Raw genomic sequence first — 17,006 nt, forward strand, 5'->3', positions numbered from 1 at the left:
GAAACCCCACGGGATTGTGAGTGCGCGAAACATCGGTTTCTGGCATCAATCCCGCATTCGCACCGATGAGGATAGCACGATGAAGGCTTTTGTAACCCTATTGTCCATGCTGGCCCTGCCCGCCTTGGCGCAGGAACCGCCTGTAGGTTGGGCCGTTCATCCGACCGGCAAAAGCTATGAGGCACTGGTTGCAGATACCAAATCAGCCGTGAAGGAAAACGGCTTGATCGTGGTCACGCAAGCCGGGCCTACAAAGGCGGCAGCTGCGCGCGGGATCACCATTCCGGGCAATCTGGTCATCGGCGCCTTCAACAACGATTACGCCGTGCGCGTTCTGGAAACGTCAGTCAGCGCTATGATTGAGGCACCTATCAGGTTTTATGTGACCGAGAACGAGGACGGAACAGCCTCGCTGTCCTACAAAACGCCCAGCTTCGTGTTCTCGCCTTACGTTCACGAAGGTGGCGAGCCGTTGCGCGAGATTGCCAAAGAACTGGACGCAAAGTTTCAGGCAGTGGCGGAATCCGCCGTCAAATAGTCACACTGACGTGAACCTGCTTGCGTCCGGGCGCGTCCTCCGCAATCTGCAGTGATGTATTATTTCGGAGCATGACTGATGCAGGACCTCTCGCCGCGCGCCGCGGACCTTTTGGCCCAACGACTCTATGAGGCCGGATGCCGCCATGCCTTTGGCATGCCCGGTGGTGAAGTTCTGACTTTGGTGGATGCACTGGAACAGGCCGGGATCACCTTTCACCTGACCAAGCACGAAAACGCTGCCGGTTTCATGGCCGAGGCCGTGCATCACCGCGACGGCGCGCCCGCCATTCTGGTGGCCACGCTCGGCCCCGGCGCGATGAACGGAATCAATGTGGTCGCCAACGCGCTGCAAGATCGCGTGCCCATGATCGTGCTGACCGGCTGTGTCGATGCGGATGAGGCGCTGACCTATACCCATCAGGTTATGGATCATGCGCAGGTGTACCGCTCGATCACCAAGGGGACGTTCACGCTGACGGCGCAGGGGGCGGACATCGTGGCGGATAAAGCCGTGTCTCTGGCCAATCAGCCGCGCCCCGGCCCCGTCCATATCGACGTTCCGATCTCGGTCGCGGACACGCGGGTATCCGGTGTCAAGAAGCGGCGGCTTGCCAAGGCAGCAGCTGTCGCGCCCGAAGGCAACTGTGTTGAAAAAGCGCGTCGCTGGGTGGCGGATGCCGAGCGGCCTATCGCGATTGTCGGCCTGGACGTCCTGTATGACGGGTCGCGCAATGTGGTGCAGGCCTTCCTTGAACACTTCGGCATTCCCTTTGTCACCACCTACAAGGCCAAGGGCGTTGTGCCTGAAGATCACCCCCTATGTCTTGGTGGAGCCGGGTTGTCGCCTCTGGCGGACAAACACCTTCTGCCATTAGTTGAACAGGCCGATCTGGTGTTGTGCCTGGGCTACGACCCGATCGAAATGCGCCCCGGTTGGCGAGAAGTCTGGGACCCCGATGACACACGTGTCATCGACATATCTGCCGTGGTCAACGATCACTATATGCATCAGGCGGGGCTGAACCTTGTTGCCGATACAGGGGCCACATTGGAGGCCATCGCCAAGGGCAACCCCGCGCGCGAAACATGGCCCGGTGGCGAACCTGCGAAGGTCAAAGCGGCGCTGGCGCAGGCTTTCCCGACCGACGAAGACTGGGGCCCCGCTGCAGTTATTGCCGAAACCCGCGCCACTCTGCCCGCTGACACGCTGGCCACGGCCGACAGCGGCGCGCATCGCATCCTGCTCAGCCAGATGTGGAACTGCTCGGAAGAGCGTGGGCTGATACAGTCCTCGGCTTTGTGCACCATGGGCTGCGCGGTACCGATGGCGATTGGCCTGAAACTGGCCGAGCCGGACCGTCCGGTGATTAGCTTCTCGGGCGATGCCGGGTTCCTGATGGTCGCAGGAGAGCTGTCGACCGCGGCCGAGATGGGCGGAAACCCGATCTTTCTGGTCTTTGTCGATGCCAGCCTTGCGCTGATCGAGTTGAAACAGCGCCAGCGCCAGATGGGTAACAAGGGCGTGGATTTTGACCGCCATGACTTCGCCGCTTTGGGCCGCGCCTTTGGCGGCAATGGCCATACGGTCCGTAACCGCGACGAACTGCGTGCGGCGCTGAATGACGCGATGAAGGCTGATACCTTCACTGTGATTGCCGCCGAGATTGACCGCGGAGGTTACGATGGCCGGATCTGAAGGACCGCTGAAGGGCGTCAAAATCCTGGACCTCAGCCGCATTCTGGCCGGGCCAACCTGCACGCAACTGCTGGGGGATCTGGGTGCCAGCGTCATCAAGATCGAAAACCCCGCGACTGGTGGGGACGATACCCGCCAATGGGGCCCGCCATACGTCGAGGACGCCGAGGGCAACAGATCGGACCTGAGCGCTTATTTCATGGCGGCCAACCGCAACAAGAAATCTGTCGCCATCGATATCACAACATCCGAAGGTCAGGCCGAAATCAAACGTTTGGCGTCACATGCTGATATCCTGATCGAAAACTTCAAGCCCGGCGGTTTGGCAAAGTACGGTCTGGACTATGCGACGCTGTCGCACGACTTCCCCAGCCTCGTCTACTGCTCGATCTCGGGCTATGGGCAGACCGGACCCAATGCATCCAAACCCGGCTATGACCTGATGGCGCAGGGCTATGGCGGCGTCATGTCCCTGACCGGCGCCCCCGAAGGTGCACCGATGAAGGTTGGTGTCGGCATCGCCGATGTGATGTGCGGCATGTACGCAAGCGTCGGAATTCTAGCGGCACTGCGCCACCGTGATCTGACCGGCGAAGGCCAGCAGATTGATCTGGCATTGGTGGACGCGCAGATCGCATGGCTGATCAACGAAGGGGTGAACTATCTGACCTCGGGCAACGTGCCCCAACGGCGCGGCAACGGACACCCAAATATCGTGCCTTATGATGTTTACGAAACCTCGGATGGGCACGTCATTCTGGCGGTCGGCAATGACAGCCAGTTCCGTCGGTTCTGCGAGTTCATTGGCCATGCGGAACTCGCCGACGATCCGCGTTTTGCCACCAACCCAGCCCGACTGGAACACCGCGACGCGCTGAACGCTATACTGCGCCCGGCGGTCAAATCGCACCCGACTGACACTGTTATTGCCGAACTTGAAGCTCGCAAGGTGCCGGTCGGCCCGGTGCAGACGTTGGATCAGGTTTTTGCCACCGATCAGGTCGAAGCACGCCAGATGCATATCGCGATGCAGGCCGATCCGGGTGAGGTAAAACTGATCGGAAATCCGCTGAAACTGTCGCGCACGCCTGTAACATATCGCGCCGCTCCGCCTGTTTGCGGGGCTGACACACAGGCTGTTCTGACCTCTAAAAACCCCTTTGAGGATTGAAACACTCTGCCTATTTCGGCGGCATGTTGCTGAAACATGCCCTTGAATCGGCGGTTTTTTTCAATTTTTGCCCACACGACCTTTCACCAATTCGAGAGCAGAGCCGATACTGATACGACCATCTCAGAGTCTCTGCTAAGTCATTTATTGTAGAAATTCTCGATTGGATCGGAACATGAACATGAAGCAAGACGTTTTCGGACAGATGAACACCCTGAGCCACCCGGCGAGCGTCGAGGCGTGGGATGGTGTTCTGCTTGGGTTCATGGCCCATGCCGCCGTTACGCCGCAGCATCTTGGCAAAGTTCTTGAGCTCGAGTCCGATTTTGCACTGGGCCACGCGGTCAAGGGATTGTTCATGGTTCTGCTGGGCCGTCGCGAAATGATGCCCGTCGCCGTCGAAGCGCTGGCGGCCGCCAATGCCGCAATGGAACGTCAGCCGGTGTCAGAGCGCGAGCGTTTGTACGTTGAAGCGCTGGCTTTGTATCTGGCGGACTTGCCCTCTCAGGCGATCCAGAAGTTTGAAGAGGTTCTGCGCGCTCATCCTCAGGACACACTGGCGATGAAGCTCAGCCACGCGACACGCTTTGTGCTGGGAGATTCAGCCGGGATGCGTCGGTCGATCGAACGCGTTCTGCCGACTTATGCGCCCGACCACGCTGGCCGCGGTTACTTGCTGGGCTGTCACTCTTTCGCGCTGGAAGAAACCGGTGCGTATGAAAAGGCCGAAATTGCGGGACGGCAGGCGCTATGGATGGTCTCGGACGATGCCTGGGGCCTGCATGCCGTCGCACATGTGCATGAAATGACCGGCAACGCGCAACTGGGTCTGGATTGGCTGGCTGGCCGGGAAGAGGCTTGGACCCACTGCAACAACTTCCGATATCACGTCTGGTGGCACAAGGCGCTGATGCATCTGGACCTGGGTCAGGTCGATCAGGTGATGGAACTGTATGACAACTACGTTCGCCAGGACAAAACCGACGATTACCGCGACATCTCGAACGCAACTTCGCTGCTGTCCCGACTGGAGCTTGAGGGCGTCGATGTCGGCAACCGCTGGGAAGAGTTGGCTGACCTGAGTGCCGCACGGACCGAAGATGGCTGCCTGATCTTTGCCGATCTGCACTATCTGCTGGCGTTGACCGGTGACAATCGCAACGACGCGACATCAAAGATGCTGCAGCGTATCCAAAAGGATGCGCAGCGTAACCAGGGGGATACCCCGATCCGCATGTCCGATCCGGGCATCGCGGCGGCCAAAGGGCTTGAGGCCTTTGGCGATGGCCTGTACGGCGAAGCTTTCGACTTTTTGTCGAACGCCCGTGCAGGTATGCAACTGGCAGGTGGAAGCCACGCCCAACGTGATGTTTTCGAGCGCATCACAATCGATTCCGGCCTGCGCGCCGGCCGTCTGGATGCTGTCGAGCGCATTCTGGATGACCGCCGCGCAAAACGCGCCGGGGGCGAAGACAATTACGCTCTCGCGCGCCGCGCATTGATTGACGCGGCCCGCGACAACGGCGACGCACAAAGCGTCCCGGCTGAATAACAAAAACAAAGACCAAGAAGGACAGAATTCGCATGGCGACAGTTTCGCCCGCTTCTGATTTTGCGCCGGTGGCCGCCTCTGCGGCAGCCCCTGCCCGCACGCGCGACCCGCGCCTGGATTTCTATCGCGGTATCGCGATGTTCATCATCCTGATTGCCCATATCCCGAATGACCCATGGGCCAAGTGGATTCCTGCACGGTTCGGGTTTTCGGATGCTACAGAGATCTTCGTGTTCTGCTCAGGCATGGCCTCCGCCATCGCCTTTGGTGGGGCTTTCCTGCGCAAGGGCTGGTGGATGGGCACCGCCCGCGTGTCCTTCCGTATCTGGCAGGTCTACTGGGCGCATATCTGTCTGTTCTTCTTTGTTGCCATGTCCATGGCCGCGCTCGATCAGTCAGGTTTGTTCGAGAAAACATATGTTTATTCGCTGAACCTGCAGCACTTTTTCAACGACCCTGCGCCGCAGATGGTGGGTCTATTCACGCTGACCTACGTTCCGAACTACTTTGACATCCTGCCGATGTATCTGGTGGTTCTGGCGATGATGCCGATCTTCATGGGTCTGTATCGCATCGGGTTCTGGGCGGTCGCAGCGACCTCGATCACGATCTGGCTGATCGCCCAGTTTGACGTTCTGGACTTGCCGGCCGAGCCGTGGTCCGAGCGTCAATGGTTCTTTAACCCCTTCGGCTGGCAGCTGCTGTTCTTCACTGGTTTTGCCTTCATGCGCGGTTGGATACCGGCCCCACCCGTATCGAAAACCCTGATCTGGGCAGCCGCGCTGTTTCTGATCTTCTCGATGCCCTTCGGGTCTTGGAAAGTGTTCACATGGATCAATGCCGCCGCCCCCGATCTGGCGGATGAAATTCGCAAGGTCTGGCCGGTCACTAAGGAATTCCGCGACAAGACCGATTTCGGCCTGTTCCGTTACCTGCACTTCCTGTCGCTTGCCTATCTGGGCTGGGTCGTCGCGGGTGAGCACGGCCACCGCCTGATCGCCACCGGACAAGGCGTAGCGGCCAAAGTGTGGCAATTCCTGCTGACCGTCATCACGAAAGTCGGACAGCAATCGCTGGCGGTTTTCGTATTTTCCATGGCCGCCGCACGACTTATCGGTGTCGGTCTGGACCTGAGTGGGCGGGATGTCGCCAGTGTTTTCGTCGCCAACATGATTGGCTTTGCGATGATCATCGGCGTGGCATACATGGCCGCTTGGTTTAAGTCTCAACCTTGGAAGTCTAAGAAATGAATTTTACACGCCGCGCATTTCTGGCCTCGTCCACTGCTCTTGCCTTTGCTCCGGCAGCATTTGCCACCGGCGGCGAAGCCCCCTTTAGCCGCAATGATGTGATTGAGCTGGCCCGAGACCTAGCAAGCCGCCCTTATGCCGAACGTGATATGGTTCCAAAGGCATGGCAGGACCTGACATATCAGCAATACCGGTCGATCCGGTTCAAGCTGGAAAAGGGCCTTTGGTACGACACAACAACCCCGTTCGAGGTCGATTTCTTTGCCCCCGGCCTGTACTTCCCCCGCGCTGTGCAAATCTCTACCGTTGACCACGGTCAGGTAGAGCCCGTGGCCTTCGATCTCGACATGTTCACCAAAAGCGAAGATGTGCCTGCCCTGCCAGCCGATGAAACGCTTGGCTTTTCGGGATTTCGCTTGCGGGCCGAGATGCACCGCCCCGGGCTGACTGATGAATTCTGTGTATTTCAGGGTGCCAGTTATTTCCGCGCAATCGGGCTGCACGAGGCTTACGGTCTGTCGGCGCGTGGGCTGGCTTTGAAAACCGGCGATCCGGACGGCGAAGAATTTCCAGAGTTCATACGCTTTTGGCTGGAACGCCCTGCCCCCGCCCAAAGGAACATGGTTGTCCACGCCTTGATGGACAGCCCAAGCGTAAGTGGCGCGTACCGCTTTGAGGTCACCCCCGGCCAGGACACCATCATGGATGTCGAAGCGACGCTTTTCCCGCGCGAAGAGATGACGCATGTCGGGATCGCTCCGGGCACCTCGATGTTCCTGTTCGATCAGACCAACCACAGCCGGTTTGACGATTTCCGCCCTGCTGTTCACGACAGTGATGGTCTGTTGGTCCGTAATGGCGCTGGCGAGGTTCTCTGGCGACCCCTGGCTAACCCGACCCGCCTGCAGATTTCGTCCTTTGTCGATACCAACCCACGCGGTTTCGGGCTGATGCAGCGGAAACGCGAATTTTCGGACTATGCCGACCTAGAGGCTAACTATCACAAGCGCCCCAGCCTGTGGGTCGAACCCGCAGGGGATTGGGGCAAAGGCTCGGTCACGCTGGTTGAAATCCCGGCGGATCAGGAGATCTACGACAACATCGTCGCCTATTGGCGGCCTGCAGAGCCCTATGCACCGGGCAGTCAGGTCGATCTGTCCTATCGCCTCATCTGGGGTGAAGAACCCCAGCGCACGCCAATGCCGCGTGTGATCAACACCGCCATGGGCGACAACACCTTTGGCGAAGGGCGTCTGGCCGTCATCGACTTTGAAGAAAGCGAACTGTTCGACGACCCCGAGGCGATGACGATCTTTGTAGATTCACCCCACGCCGAAACATCCGAAGGTGTTCTGCAACGCAACCCTGACACAGGTGGACTTCGTCTGGCGTTTTCGTTCCAACCCGGTGACCGCGACCATGTCGAGTTGCGCGCGCAGTTGCTGAAAGACAAACAGCCGGCCTCAGAGGTCTGGCTTTACCGCTGGACCTCATGAGTAGCGATCTTCATATCATGCCACCAGAGGCCCCTCTGGAGATGCCCGCGCAGGATTTCAGCGCTGGATTCCGGGATGCGCAGGTGCCCGATGCCAAGCGCCCTTCGGCTGGGTTCTGGCGCGCGCTGGCGTTCTCGCCTGCGATGGCGGCCACATTGGGCCTGCTATGGGTCATGACGGATTGGTTCGGTGCTGAGGGTATCAACCTGATTGAAGCCATTCTGCTGGCGCTGATCTCGTTCAACTTCTTCTGGATTTCTTTCACGGTCTGCACCGTATTGCTGGGCATGGTCTCCCTGTCCCGGCAGGACCGTCCGGTACGGCAAGGGCGCGCCCAACCACTGCGCGTGGCGCTGCTGACCCCGGTCTATAACGAGTTTCCCTGGAACGTATTGGGCAATGCCCGAACCATGCTTGAGGATTTGCAGGCGCGTGGTGGGCAGCATCACTACGCCATGTTCATCTTGTCCGACACCCGAGACCCCGAGATCGCCGCACAGGAACAAGCCAGTGTCGAAGCGCTGCGCACCACCCTCGCCCCCGGTCTTGAGCTCTATTACCGCCGCCGTCCGCAGAACACGGACCGCAAGGTCGGCAACATAGCCGATTGGGTCAACCGCTGGGGCGCGGATTGGGATGCGATGCTGGTGCTGGACGCCGACAGTCTGATGACGGGCCGCGCCATTTCACGGCTGACAGACGCGCTGGCCCGCGATCCCGGTGCCGGGTTGATCCAAAGCTATCCGCAATTGATCGGAGCGCAATCCGTCTTTGCCCGGATGCAGCAGTTTGCGAACGGCGTCTATGGTATCGCCTTTGCCGAGGGACTGGCACGCTGGTGTGGGCAGGAAGGCAACTATTGGGGCCATAACGCCATCATCCGTACCCGAGCGTTCGCGACCAGCGCAGGCCTACCGAAATTGCGGGCGATGAACGGTCAGGAAAAGCTGATCATGAGCCACGATTTCGTCGAGGCAGGCCTTTTGCGCCGGGCCGGATGGGCCGTGCGGTTCCTGCCGCGTATCCGTGGATCATATGAAGAAACCCCGCCCACTCTGATCGACCACGCACTGCGCGACCGGCGCTGGTGTCAGGGTAACCTGCAACATCTGAAACTGCTGGGCTCGGCCGGTTTCCAGCCTGTGTCACGGTTCCATATGTTCCACGGCGCGGTCGGCTATCTGATGTCGCCGCTGTGGTTTGCGCTGCTGGTGATGTGGGCGCTGATCGGTCAAGGCGAAGAAGCCTCGGTCCTGCATTACTTCAGCCCGGACAATCCGCTGTTCCCGCAATGGCCCGAGATGACCGAAACCCGCCATGTGCTGATCATTCTGGTCATGTACGCGATGCTGCTTGCGCCTAAAGTGCTGGGTGTTCTGGCCCTGCCTCTGAGCGGTGTGCGCTATTCCGAGTTCGGTGGCGGGCGCAAGTTCCTGACGTCGTTCCTGGCCGAGGTCGTGTTGTCGATCCTCTATGCGCCAATTCTGATGGTACAACAAATGATCGCGGTCATTCGCACCGCACTTGGCATCCAAAAGGGCTGGTCCCCGCAGGCGCGCGACGGCGGGACTTACAGCCTCCGAACACTGATCCTGTGCCATACGGTCGAAACGGTCAGTGGCGTGGCGCTCAGCGTCGGCATCCTGTCCGGCCTTGTTTCAGTCTGGTTGGCCCCCATCGCGATCAGCCTGGCGCTGGCGATTCCTCTATCCGCGCTCAGCGGCGTTTCTGCAGGGGCGGCACGTCGGATGGTTGGCATGAAAGAGGACTTCAACGAACCTGCCATCACCCGCTCTGCCCGTCGTTATCGGGATGAGTTGAAGAATGTGATCGAAGGCAAAGGTGTGATGACCCCTGCCGAGTGATTAGCCGCCCGGCAGGCCTTCGTACCAATCCACCATCATATCGGCCCAGCCCTTGGGCACCGAATGACCGCCTGGAAACAGCGCGAACTCCAGCGCGCTGCCATCGTCGCACCCGCTCCAATAGCGGCGCATGAACTGGCCGGTGGTCGAAAACCCGCTGGGTTTCGTATCGACGCAGCCATTGGCGATGCGCCAGATCTCGAGCCCGGCAAAAATGTCCCCCTGATGGAAGCGGCCGCCACCCAGCAGGCGTCCTTCCAAAGGTACCACATTGTCCGTCCAGCCATGGGTGTGGAACATCCGTACCGGTCCGTCACAAGACTCTGGATCCGGCCGCCAGAAACCGCCCGAGACGGGCACATAGGCCGAGAACGTATCGGGCGCGGCGCAGGCAAGGTAGTAGACCATGAACGCCCCTGCCGAGAACCCGCCCAGCACAACGCGGTCTGCGTCAATGCCAAACCTGTCCGCTGCATCCTCGACCGCCTCAATCAAAAAGGCAGTTTCGTCGCGCCCTTCCCAACCGGGGAAAAAGTTCCAGCTTTGTCGGTCGTTGCGTACCGACCCCTCGGGTGCCATCACCGCGTAACCACGCGCCAGCAACGGGTCGACCATCCCTCGGTTCTTAAGTGTTCCTGTGGCGGTGCCGCCCCAGCCGTGCAGGAAAACCACCAATGGTGGGTTTTCGGCTTGCGGCAGTTCGATGTGATAGCCGCCCGAAGCGGTCTCACACATTCCCTCCTGATCGGCGCAGGCAGCCAAGCCAGCTTGCCCGGTCAGCGCAAGGCCAGCGGCCAGGGTCAATTTGCGGATCATCCTGTCTCTCCTGTATTGCGCTGGACCGGCAACCCGGCGCGCACCCATCCGGGCCCCGCAGCCGAGCCCAACATGCCTTCGGGCACATCAATGATTTTAGTGAAACCAGCCTCGGTCAGGCGGTTGCTGAGGCGCGCGGACCGGACGCCGCGCGCGCAGATTAGTGCAACTGGCACGCCCCGGTTCCCGTTGGTCAACTCTGTCAGAGCTTGTTCAAAGTCGTCACGGCGCATGTCCAGCGGATAGGCCCCCTCGCCAACCCCGGTCGCACGCCATTCTCGGGGCGTTCGGATGTCGACAAGCACGATGTCGCCGGACACCGCCTGCTGATGGGCGTCCTGCACACTCAGTTGACCGCCCGCATAATCCGGCGGGATCAAGCGGTATTCGCGAATAGCAAACCCTGCAGCGATAGCCGCGCCACCGCCCAGAAAAACCCACCTTCGGGTTCGGTTTACCTTACTTGCCATTCGGCCCCCTCCTGACACTCAAAGCCGCTTGTATCACAGCTTGATCAGGGTCGCTGCGCCCAAATTGGGACTACGGATCAAGATCGCGTCATTATCGCGCAGGTAAATTGCATCCAATATGTTCCTTTTAGAACCTTTCAAAACCTTGCATTTTTTGAACAGTCATTAAATTATCCCTACTAAATCTGTCATGTTGACCGCCCAGCTCGGAGTATCGCACTTGTCCCTATTCCTCATCGCGGCCCTTCCCTTTCTTGGCGCTGTTTTTCCAGCCCTTTTGATCCGGGCAGGACGAAATGCAGCCGCTTCCGCAGCTGGGTTGACCACCTATTTGGCGTTGATGGGGTTATTGATTCACATCCCCTCCGTCATGCGCGGTGACGTCGTAACCGCCCGGTTCGATTGGATCCCGGCACTGGGACTGAACGCGAATTTCATGCTGGATGGGCTGGGTTTTCTGTTCGCTCTGCTGATCCTTGGGATCGGGTTGCTGATCATCCTCTACGCGCGTTTCTACCTGTCCCGCGAAGATCCGATGGGCCAGTTCTACACCTATCTTCTGCTGTTTCAGGGCGCGATGGTCGGGATTGTTCTGTCCGACAACATCCTGCTTTTGCTTATCTTTTGGGAGCTTACGTCGCTCAGCTCATTCCTGCTGATCGGGTATTGGAAGCACCTGCCCGAAGGGCGGCAAGGCGCGCGGATGGCTTTGGCTGTCACAGGATCGGGCGGTCTGGCCATGATCGCCGGGATGCTGATCCTCGGCAACATCGTCGGCTCGTATGACCTGAGCGTCATTCTGCAGAACAAAGAGCTTATCCAGGCCTCGCCCTATTACCTGCCTGCGCTGATCCTGATCCTGCTGGGATGCTTTACCAAGTCGGCGCAGTTCCCGTTCCATTTCTGGCTGCCGCACGCGATGGCCGCGCCGACGCCGGTTTCGGCCTATCTGCACTCGGCAACCATGGTGAAGGCCGGGTTGTTCCTGATGGCGCGGATGTGGCCCGTTTTGGCCGGAACGGACGCTTGGTTCTACATTGTTGCCACAACTGGACTGATCACCATGCTGATGGGCGCAGTGATCGCGCTGTTCAAAGATGACCTCAAGGCGCTGCTGGCTTTCTCCACGGTGTCGCATCTGGGGCTGGTGACCATGCTGCTGGGATTTGGCACCAAATTCGCCGCAGTCGCTGCCGTGTTCCACATCATCAACCACGCCACGTTCAAGGCGGCGTTGTTCATGACCGCAGGGATAGTCGACCACGAAACGGGGACGCGCGATATCAAGCGGCTGGGCGGTTTGCGCCACCTGATGCCGATCACCTTCACCATTGGCACGATTGCCGCGCTGTCGATGGCCGGTATTCCACCGCTCAACGGCTTCCTGTCCAAAGAAATGATGCTTGAGGAAACCGTCCACACAACGTGGTTGAACTCGCACTACCTTGTGCCGGGACTGGCGCTGCTGGCGGCATTGTTCTCGGCGGCGTATTCCTTCCGCTTCGTCAGCCATGTCTTTCTTGGCACCGAGCGTCACGACTATCCGGCCCATCCGCATGATCCGCCCGTCGGGCTGTGGCTGGCCCCGGCCTTCCTTGTCGTACTTGTGGTACTGATCGGCCTGTATTCCAACGCCATTGTCGGTCCGCTGGTCGCGGTCGTGTCCAGCGCGGTTATTGGCGGAGAGAAACTGCCCTATTACTCGCTGAAGCTCTGGCACGGGTTCACGCCCGCCCTCTACATGTCCGTTGTTGCAACTCTGGGCGGCCTGTTCCTCTTGAGCCTGCACAGGCATGAAGAAAGGTTCTGGAACGCCCTGCCCCGTCCCGAGGCAAAGGTGATCTTCGAGGCGGTGATCGCAGCGATGACAAAGGTCAGTCAGGCGGTTACCGATACGCTCCACAACGGAGTTCTTAGCCGCTATGCGATCATCCTAATCGCCTTCACGGTTGGTCTTGGATACTACGCCTATACCACCGGTACGATCGGGCCTGAGACCCGGACCGAGTTGCGCATTCAGATCATCCCGCTGATCGGTTGGATCTGTCTTGTGGGCGCAACACTGGCGATCATGTGGTTCCACCGCAACCGCCTGTTGTCGCTGGTCCTGATCGGAGTGGTCGGCCTGATTGTTTCGATGGCCTTTAACTATCTGTCTGCTCCGGACCTGGCGCTGACGCAGATCTCGGTCGAAGTCGTGACGATGATCCTGCTGCTGCTGTCGCTGAACTTCCTGCCCACAGACACGCCATGGGACAGCAGCGCTGCCAGGCGGTGGCGCGATGCGGCCATTTCGGTTGTGGCAGGGATCGGTTCGGGTGCATTGATCTATGCGCTAATGCTGCGGGATTTCGCGTTTCCGACGATCTCAGATTTCCACCTGGCGAACTCGTATAAAGGTGGCGGCGGCACCAACGTGGTGAACGTCATTCTGGTCGACTTCCGGGGCTTTGATACCTTTGGCGAGATCATCGTGCTGGGCATCGCCGCCCTGATCATCTTTGCCCTGACCGAGTCCGTTCTGGGCACGAATGTCCGCGCCTATTTGCTGAACCGCAAACCGCATTGGCCGCAATCTGGGGACTCGCATCCCCTGATGATGGTGGTTGTGACGCGGATGATGATGCCCATCGCCCTGATGGTCGGAGCCTACATCTTTTTCCGCGGCCACAACCAGCCGGGGGGTGGTTTCATCGCCGGTCTGGTGGTCGCGATTGCCTTCCTGATGCAATACATGGCCAGTGGCTATACCTGGGCGATCGAACGACAAAGGTTCTATTACCACGGCACCATCGGCTGGGGCGTTTTGATCGCCGCTGCCACTGGTTTGGGCGCGTGGTTCAACGAACGCCCCTTCCTGACAAGCGACTTCGGCTACATCAACTGGCCGCCTCTGGAAGAATTTGAATGGGCCACTGCGATGCTGTTTGACGTGGGCGTTTTCCTTGCTGTTCTGGGCGCGGTCATGCTGGCGCTGGACAGTCTGTCACGGTTCGCTTGGCAGCCGGGCATGGCGCAGGAGCATCCGATGGATATCAACCCGTTGCGGGATAATTCGCCGGAAGAAGACAAAGAGAAGGAGCAGGCCTGATGGAAGCGCTCGTAGCCTCTGCGGTCGGCGTCATGACCGCTGCCGGTATTTTCCTGATCCTGCGCCGCCGGACCTTTCCCGTCATTCTGGGTCTGTCCCTACTGACCTATGCGGTGAACGTATTCCTGTTCGCAACCGGGCGGCTCGCGCTGGATGCGCCCGCCGTTCTGAACAAGTACGAGGACGTACCTTATACCGATCCTCTACCGCAGGCGCTGGTACTGACGGCCATCGTGATCTCGTTCGGGATGACGGCGGTGATCGTGATGATCTCGCTTTCGGCCTATCTGTCCTCGAAGGATGACCATATCGATATGAACGCCCATGACAGCGTAGACGCGCCGGGAGAAGACGCATGAACCACTGGATCGTTGCGCCGATCGTCCTTCCCGCGATCCTGGCCCCGTTCATCATCATGGTCCTGCGCTTTCACCTGGACCTGCAACGCATCTTCTCGGTTGCCGGAGTCGTCGCCCTGCTGGGCATCGCCCTGACCATCACCGCACAGGCAGCAGGCGGCGATATTCAGGTCTATGAGCTGGGCAACTGGCCCGCGCCCTTTGGCATCGTGCTGGTGCTGGACCGCTTGTCCGCCATGATGGTCTTGCTGACCGCATTGCTTGCCCTGCCCATCGTGCTTTATGCCATCGCTTCCGGCTGGGACGATCGGGGCAAACACTTCCATGCGCTGTTCCACTTTCAGCTGATGGGGGTCTGTGGCGCGTTTCTGACCGGCGACGCCTTTAACCTGTTCGTTTTCTTCGAGGTTCTGCTGATCGCGTCCTACGGCCTGATGACCCATGGCGGGGGTTCCGTTCGCCTGAAGGCGGGTGTGCAATATGTGGCCTATAACCTTCTGGGATCGACGCTGTTCCTGTTTGCTTTGGGTACGCTCTATGCCATGACCGGAACGCTCAACATGGCCGACATGGCCGCGCGTGTGGCGGACCTTCCGGCTGACGACACTGCCCTGCTGCGGGTCGGAGCGGTCCTTTTGCTGCTGGTGTTCTGCATCAAGGCCGCCGTACTGCCCCTGCATTTCTGGTTGCCGGCCAGCTATGCTAGCGCACCCCTGCCCGTGGCCGCCCTGTTTGCCATTATGACCAAGGTCGGTGCCTATTCGATCTTGCGAATGTACACACTTGGCTTTGGCCCCGAGGTTGAGGCAACGCAGGGCCTTGTAGGAACCTGGCTGCAACCGGCTGCTTTGGTAACGCTGGCCGTTGGAGCCATCGGCATCCTTGGCTCACAACATATCGCGCGCATGGTGGCGTTCTGCGCCATCACCTCGATGGGCACGCTCCTGATCGCAATCTCGCTGTTCACCGAAACGGCAACGGCCGCCGCGCTGTACTATGTCTATCACTCGACCCTGGCCACCGCGCTCATGTTCCTGGTTGCCGATCTGGTGATGGAACGCCGGGGCGGAGCAATCACTCCGACGGCCCCCATGCCGCAAACCGGCCTGATCTCGGCGCTGTTCTTCGTCGGCGCTATTGCGATGGCCGGTATGCCGCCACTTTCGGGCTTTATCGGCAAACTGCTGGTTTTGGACGCCGCGCGAGACGCCCCTGACGTGACGGCCATCTGGGCTGTAATCCTGATCGGGTCGTTCATTACCATTGTTGGCCTCGCGCGGGCGGGCTCTTTGATTTTCTGGAAAAGCCACGATGCCCATCACAACACCGAACGCGACCCTGAAAACGAAGAGGATGTCCCGGCAATTCCCGCGCCCGAGCCGAACCCCGGCCTCGCATTCACCGCCGTCTTCGCGATGGCCATGGGTCTTGTGCTGCTGACCCTGTTTGCGGGTCCCGCGCTGGAATATACCAATAAGACAGCCGAGCAACTGTTTACACCCGAGAACTACATCTCGGCCGTACTGGGAGGCGACACATGATCAGACTTCTGCACCGCATTTTCCCGCACCCGCACCTGACCGTGCTGCTGACCATCGTCTGGGTCTTGCTGGCCAACAACATGACGCTCAATTCGCTGGTCTTTGGCCTGATCCTTGGCATCATCATTCCGTTCATCACGCAGCCCTATTGGCCCGACCGGCCCAAGCTGCGTAACTGGCCTATGGTCGTTGAATACATGCTGGTGGTTCTGTGGGACATCGTGGTCGCCAACGTCACCGTTGCGCGGATCATCCTGTTCAAGCGCGATGCGGACCGTAAACCGGCCTGGATTTCTGTTCCGCTTGAGCTGCGCACACCCGAGGCCATCACTGTGCTGGCGGGCACCATCACCATGACGCCCGGCACCGTCAGCAGCGACCTGTCGGCCCAAGGCCACAATCTGCTGGTGCACTGCCTGGACGCGCCCGATCCTGATGCAGTGCGCGATCAGATCAAGAGCCGTTACGAACGCCGTCTTAAGGAGATATTCGAATGATCGACTTAGCGATCTGGTTTGCATTCGCCTGTTTCGGTACGGCCATCATGTTGTGCCTGTGGCGGATTATCACTGCGGACGGTGTAGGCACGCGTGTTCTGGCGCTTGATACGATGGTCATCAACACGATCGCTCTGCTGATCCTATATGGGCTTAGCCTGGGAACCGAGGTGTTCTTTGAATCCGCGATGATCATCGCCATGCTCGGGTTCGTTTCAACAGTTGCTTATGCGCGCTTCATGCTGCGCGGCAACATCATCGAGTGAGGATGCCATGAGTTTCATCGTCGAACTGCTGATCGCCTTCTTCCTCGTCATCTCGGGCATATTCGGTTTTGTCGGCTCGTACGGCATGATCAAACTGAAGGATCCAATGTCCCGTCTGCATGCGCCCACCAAAGCGACAACGCTGGGTGTGGGCGGCGTGTTGCTCGCCTCGATCTGCCATTCGGTCCTGCTTGAGGGCAAATTGTCCATGCACGAACTGCTTATCACGCTGTTTTTGTTCCTGACCGCCCCGATCACGGCCCTGTTCATTGCCAAATGGCACATTCACCGCCATGAAAAGCCCAGCGATCTGCCGGACGCGGGCGAAGATGAACTTTGGGCCACACACGCGGTCGAGCAGGTCGAAGACGTTCCTGATCACAGCAAGACCTGAAT

At 59.4% G+C, this 17,006-nt stretch carries 15 protein-coding genes; 13 read left to right on the top strand and 2 right to left on the bottom strand.

The window, feature by feature from the left end; all coding sequences use genetic code 11:
* The first annotated feature begins 79 nt into the window (after positions 1-79).
* From GOV53_RS07910 to mdoH, 7 genes are all read left to right on the top strand, one after another.
* Positions 80-538, top strand: coding sequence for a DUF302 domain-containing protein (locus GOV53_RS07910; protein ID WP_170465244.1), 459 nt, complete (start codon positions 80-82; stop codon positions 536-538).
* A gap of 78 nt (positions 539-616) precedes the next feature.
* Positions 617-2,236, top strand: coding sequence for a thiamine pyrophosphate-binding protein (locus GOV53_RS07915; protein WP_170465246.1), 1,620 nt, complete (start codon positions 617-619; stop codon positions 2,234-2,236).
* Positions 2,223-3,407 (top strand): CaiB/BaiF CoA transferase family protein, encoded by a 1,185-nt coding sequence (locus GOV53_RS07920; RefSeq protein WP_170465248.1) that lies wholly within the window; start codon positions 2,223-2,225, stop codon positions 3,405-3,407. The genes GOV53_RS07915 and GOV53_RS07920 overlap by 14 nt, the downstream gene beginning before the upstream one ends.
* 181 nt (positions 3,408-3,588) lie before the next feature.
* The gene (locus GOV53_RS07925; protein WP_170465250.1) at positions 3,589-4,959 is read left to right on the top strand and encodes a tetratricopeptide repeat protein; all 1,371 of its coding nucleotides are present in this window, start codon (positions 3,589-3,591) and stop codon (positions 4,957-4,959) included.
* Between the two features lie 32 nt (positions 4,960-4,991).
* The gene (locus GOV53_RS07930) at positions 4,992-6,209 is read left to right on the top strand and encodes an OpgC family protein (protein ID WP_170465252.1); all 1,218 of its coding nucleotides are present in this window, start codon (positions 4,992-4,994) and stop codon (positions 6,207-6,209) included.
* Complete coding sequence (locus GOV53_RS07935) at positions 6,206-7,705, top strand: glucan biosynthesis protein (protein WP_170465254.1); 1,500 nt, start codon at positions 6,206-6,208, stop codon at positions 7,703-7,705. The genes GOV53_RS07930 and GOV53_RS07935 overlap by 4 nt, the downstream gene beginning before the upstream one ends.
* Positions 7,702-9,570 (top strand): glucans biosynthesis glucosyltransferase MdoH, encoded by a 1,869-nt coding sequence (gene mdoH / locus GOV53_RS07940; RefSeq protein ID WP_170465256.1) that lies wholly within the window; start codon positions 7,702-7,704, stop codon positions 9,568-9,570. Before GOV53_RS07935 ends, mdoH begins: the two co-directional genes overlap by 4 nt.
* Here the strand turns inward: mdoH and GOV53_RS07945 are convergent, their stop codons facing one another.
* On the bottom strand, positions 9,571-10,386 hold the full coding sequence (locus GOV53_RS07945) for an alpha/beta hydrolase family esterase (RefSeq protein WP_170465258.1): 816 nt from the start codon (positions 10,384-10,386) through the stop codon (positions 9,571-9,573).
* Positions 10,383-10,856, bottom strand: a complete 474-nt coding sequence (locus GOV53_RS07950) for a rhodanese-like domain-containing protein (RefSeq protein WP_170465260.1) — start codon at positions 10,854-10,856, stop codon at positions 10,383-10,385. Before GOV53_RS07950 ends, GOV53_RS07945 begins: the two co-directional genes overlap by 4 nt.
* Before the next feature lie 220 nt (positions 10,857-11,076).
* Here GOV53_RS07950 and GOV53_RS07955 point away from each other — a divergent pair, with 220 nt between their 5' ends.
* The 6 genes from GOV53_RS07955 to GOV53_RS07980 are packed head-to-tail and all read left to right on the top strand — an operon-like array spanning position 11,077 to position 17,004.
* The gene (locus tag GOV53_RS07955) at positions 11,077-13,947 is read left to right on the top strand and encodes a monovalent cation/H+ antiporter subunit A (protein ID WP_170465262.1); all 2,871 of its coding nucleotides are present in this window, start codon (positions 11,077-11,079) and stop codon (positions 13,945-13,947) included.
* On the top strand, positions 13,947-14,306 hold the full coding sequence (locus tag GOV53_RS07960; protein ID WP_170426552.1) for a Na+/H+ antiporter subunit C: 360 nt from the start codon (positions 13,947-13,949) through the stop codon (positions 14,304-14,306). Before GOV53_RS07955 ends, GOV53_RS07960 begins: the two co-directional genes overlap by 1 nt.
* A complete protein-coding gene (locus GOV53_RS07965; protein ID WP_170465264.1) occupies positions 14,303-15,847 on the top strand; it encodes a monovalent cation/H+ antiporter subunit D in 1,545 nt (514 codons plus the stop codon). The genes GOV53_RS07960 and GOV53_RS07965 overlap by 4 nt, the downstream gene beginning before the upstream one ends.
* Positions 15,844-16,344, top strand: a complete 501-nt coding sequence (locus GOV53_RS07970) for a Na+/H+ antiporter subunit E (protein WP_174823381.1) — start codon at positions 15,844-15,846, stop codon at positions 16,342-16,344. The genes GOV53_RS07965 and GOV53_RS07970 overlap by 4 nt, the downstream gene beginning before the upstream one ends.
* Positions 16,341-16,610 carry a K+/H+ antiporter subunit F gene (locus tag GOV53_RS07975; protein WP_170426554.1) on the top strand — a complete coding sequence of 90 codons (270 nt, stop codon included), beginning with the start codon at positions 16,341-16,343 and terminating at the stop codon, positions 16,608-16,610. Before GOV53_RS07970 ends, GOV53_RS07975 begins: the two co-directional genes overlap by 4 nt.
* A 7-nt stretch (positions 16,611-16,617) precedes the next feature.
* A complete protein-coding gene (locus tag GOV53_RS07980; RefSeq protein WP_170426555.1) occupies positions 16,618-17,004 on the top strand; it encodes a Na+/H+ antiporter subunit G in 387 nt (128 codons plus the stop codon).
* The last annotated feature ends 2 nt before the right edge of the window (positions 17,005-17,006 follow it).

This window comes from Ruegeria arenilitoris, assembly GCF_013035315.1.
GTDB lineage: Bacteria > Pseudomonadota > Alphaproteobacteria > Rhodobacterales > Rhodobacteraceae > Ruegeria > Ruegeria arenilitoris_D.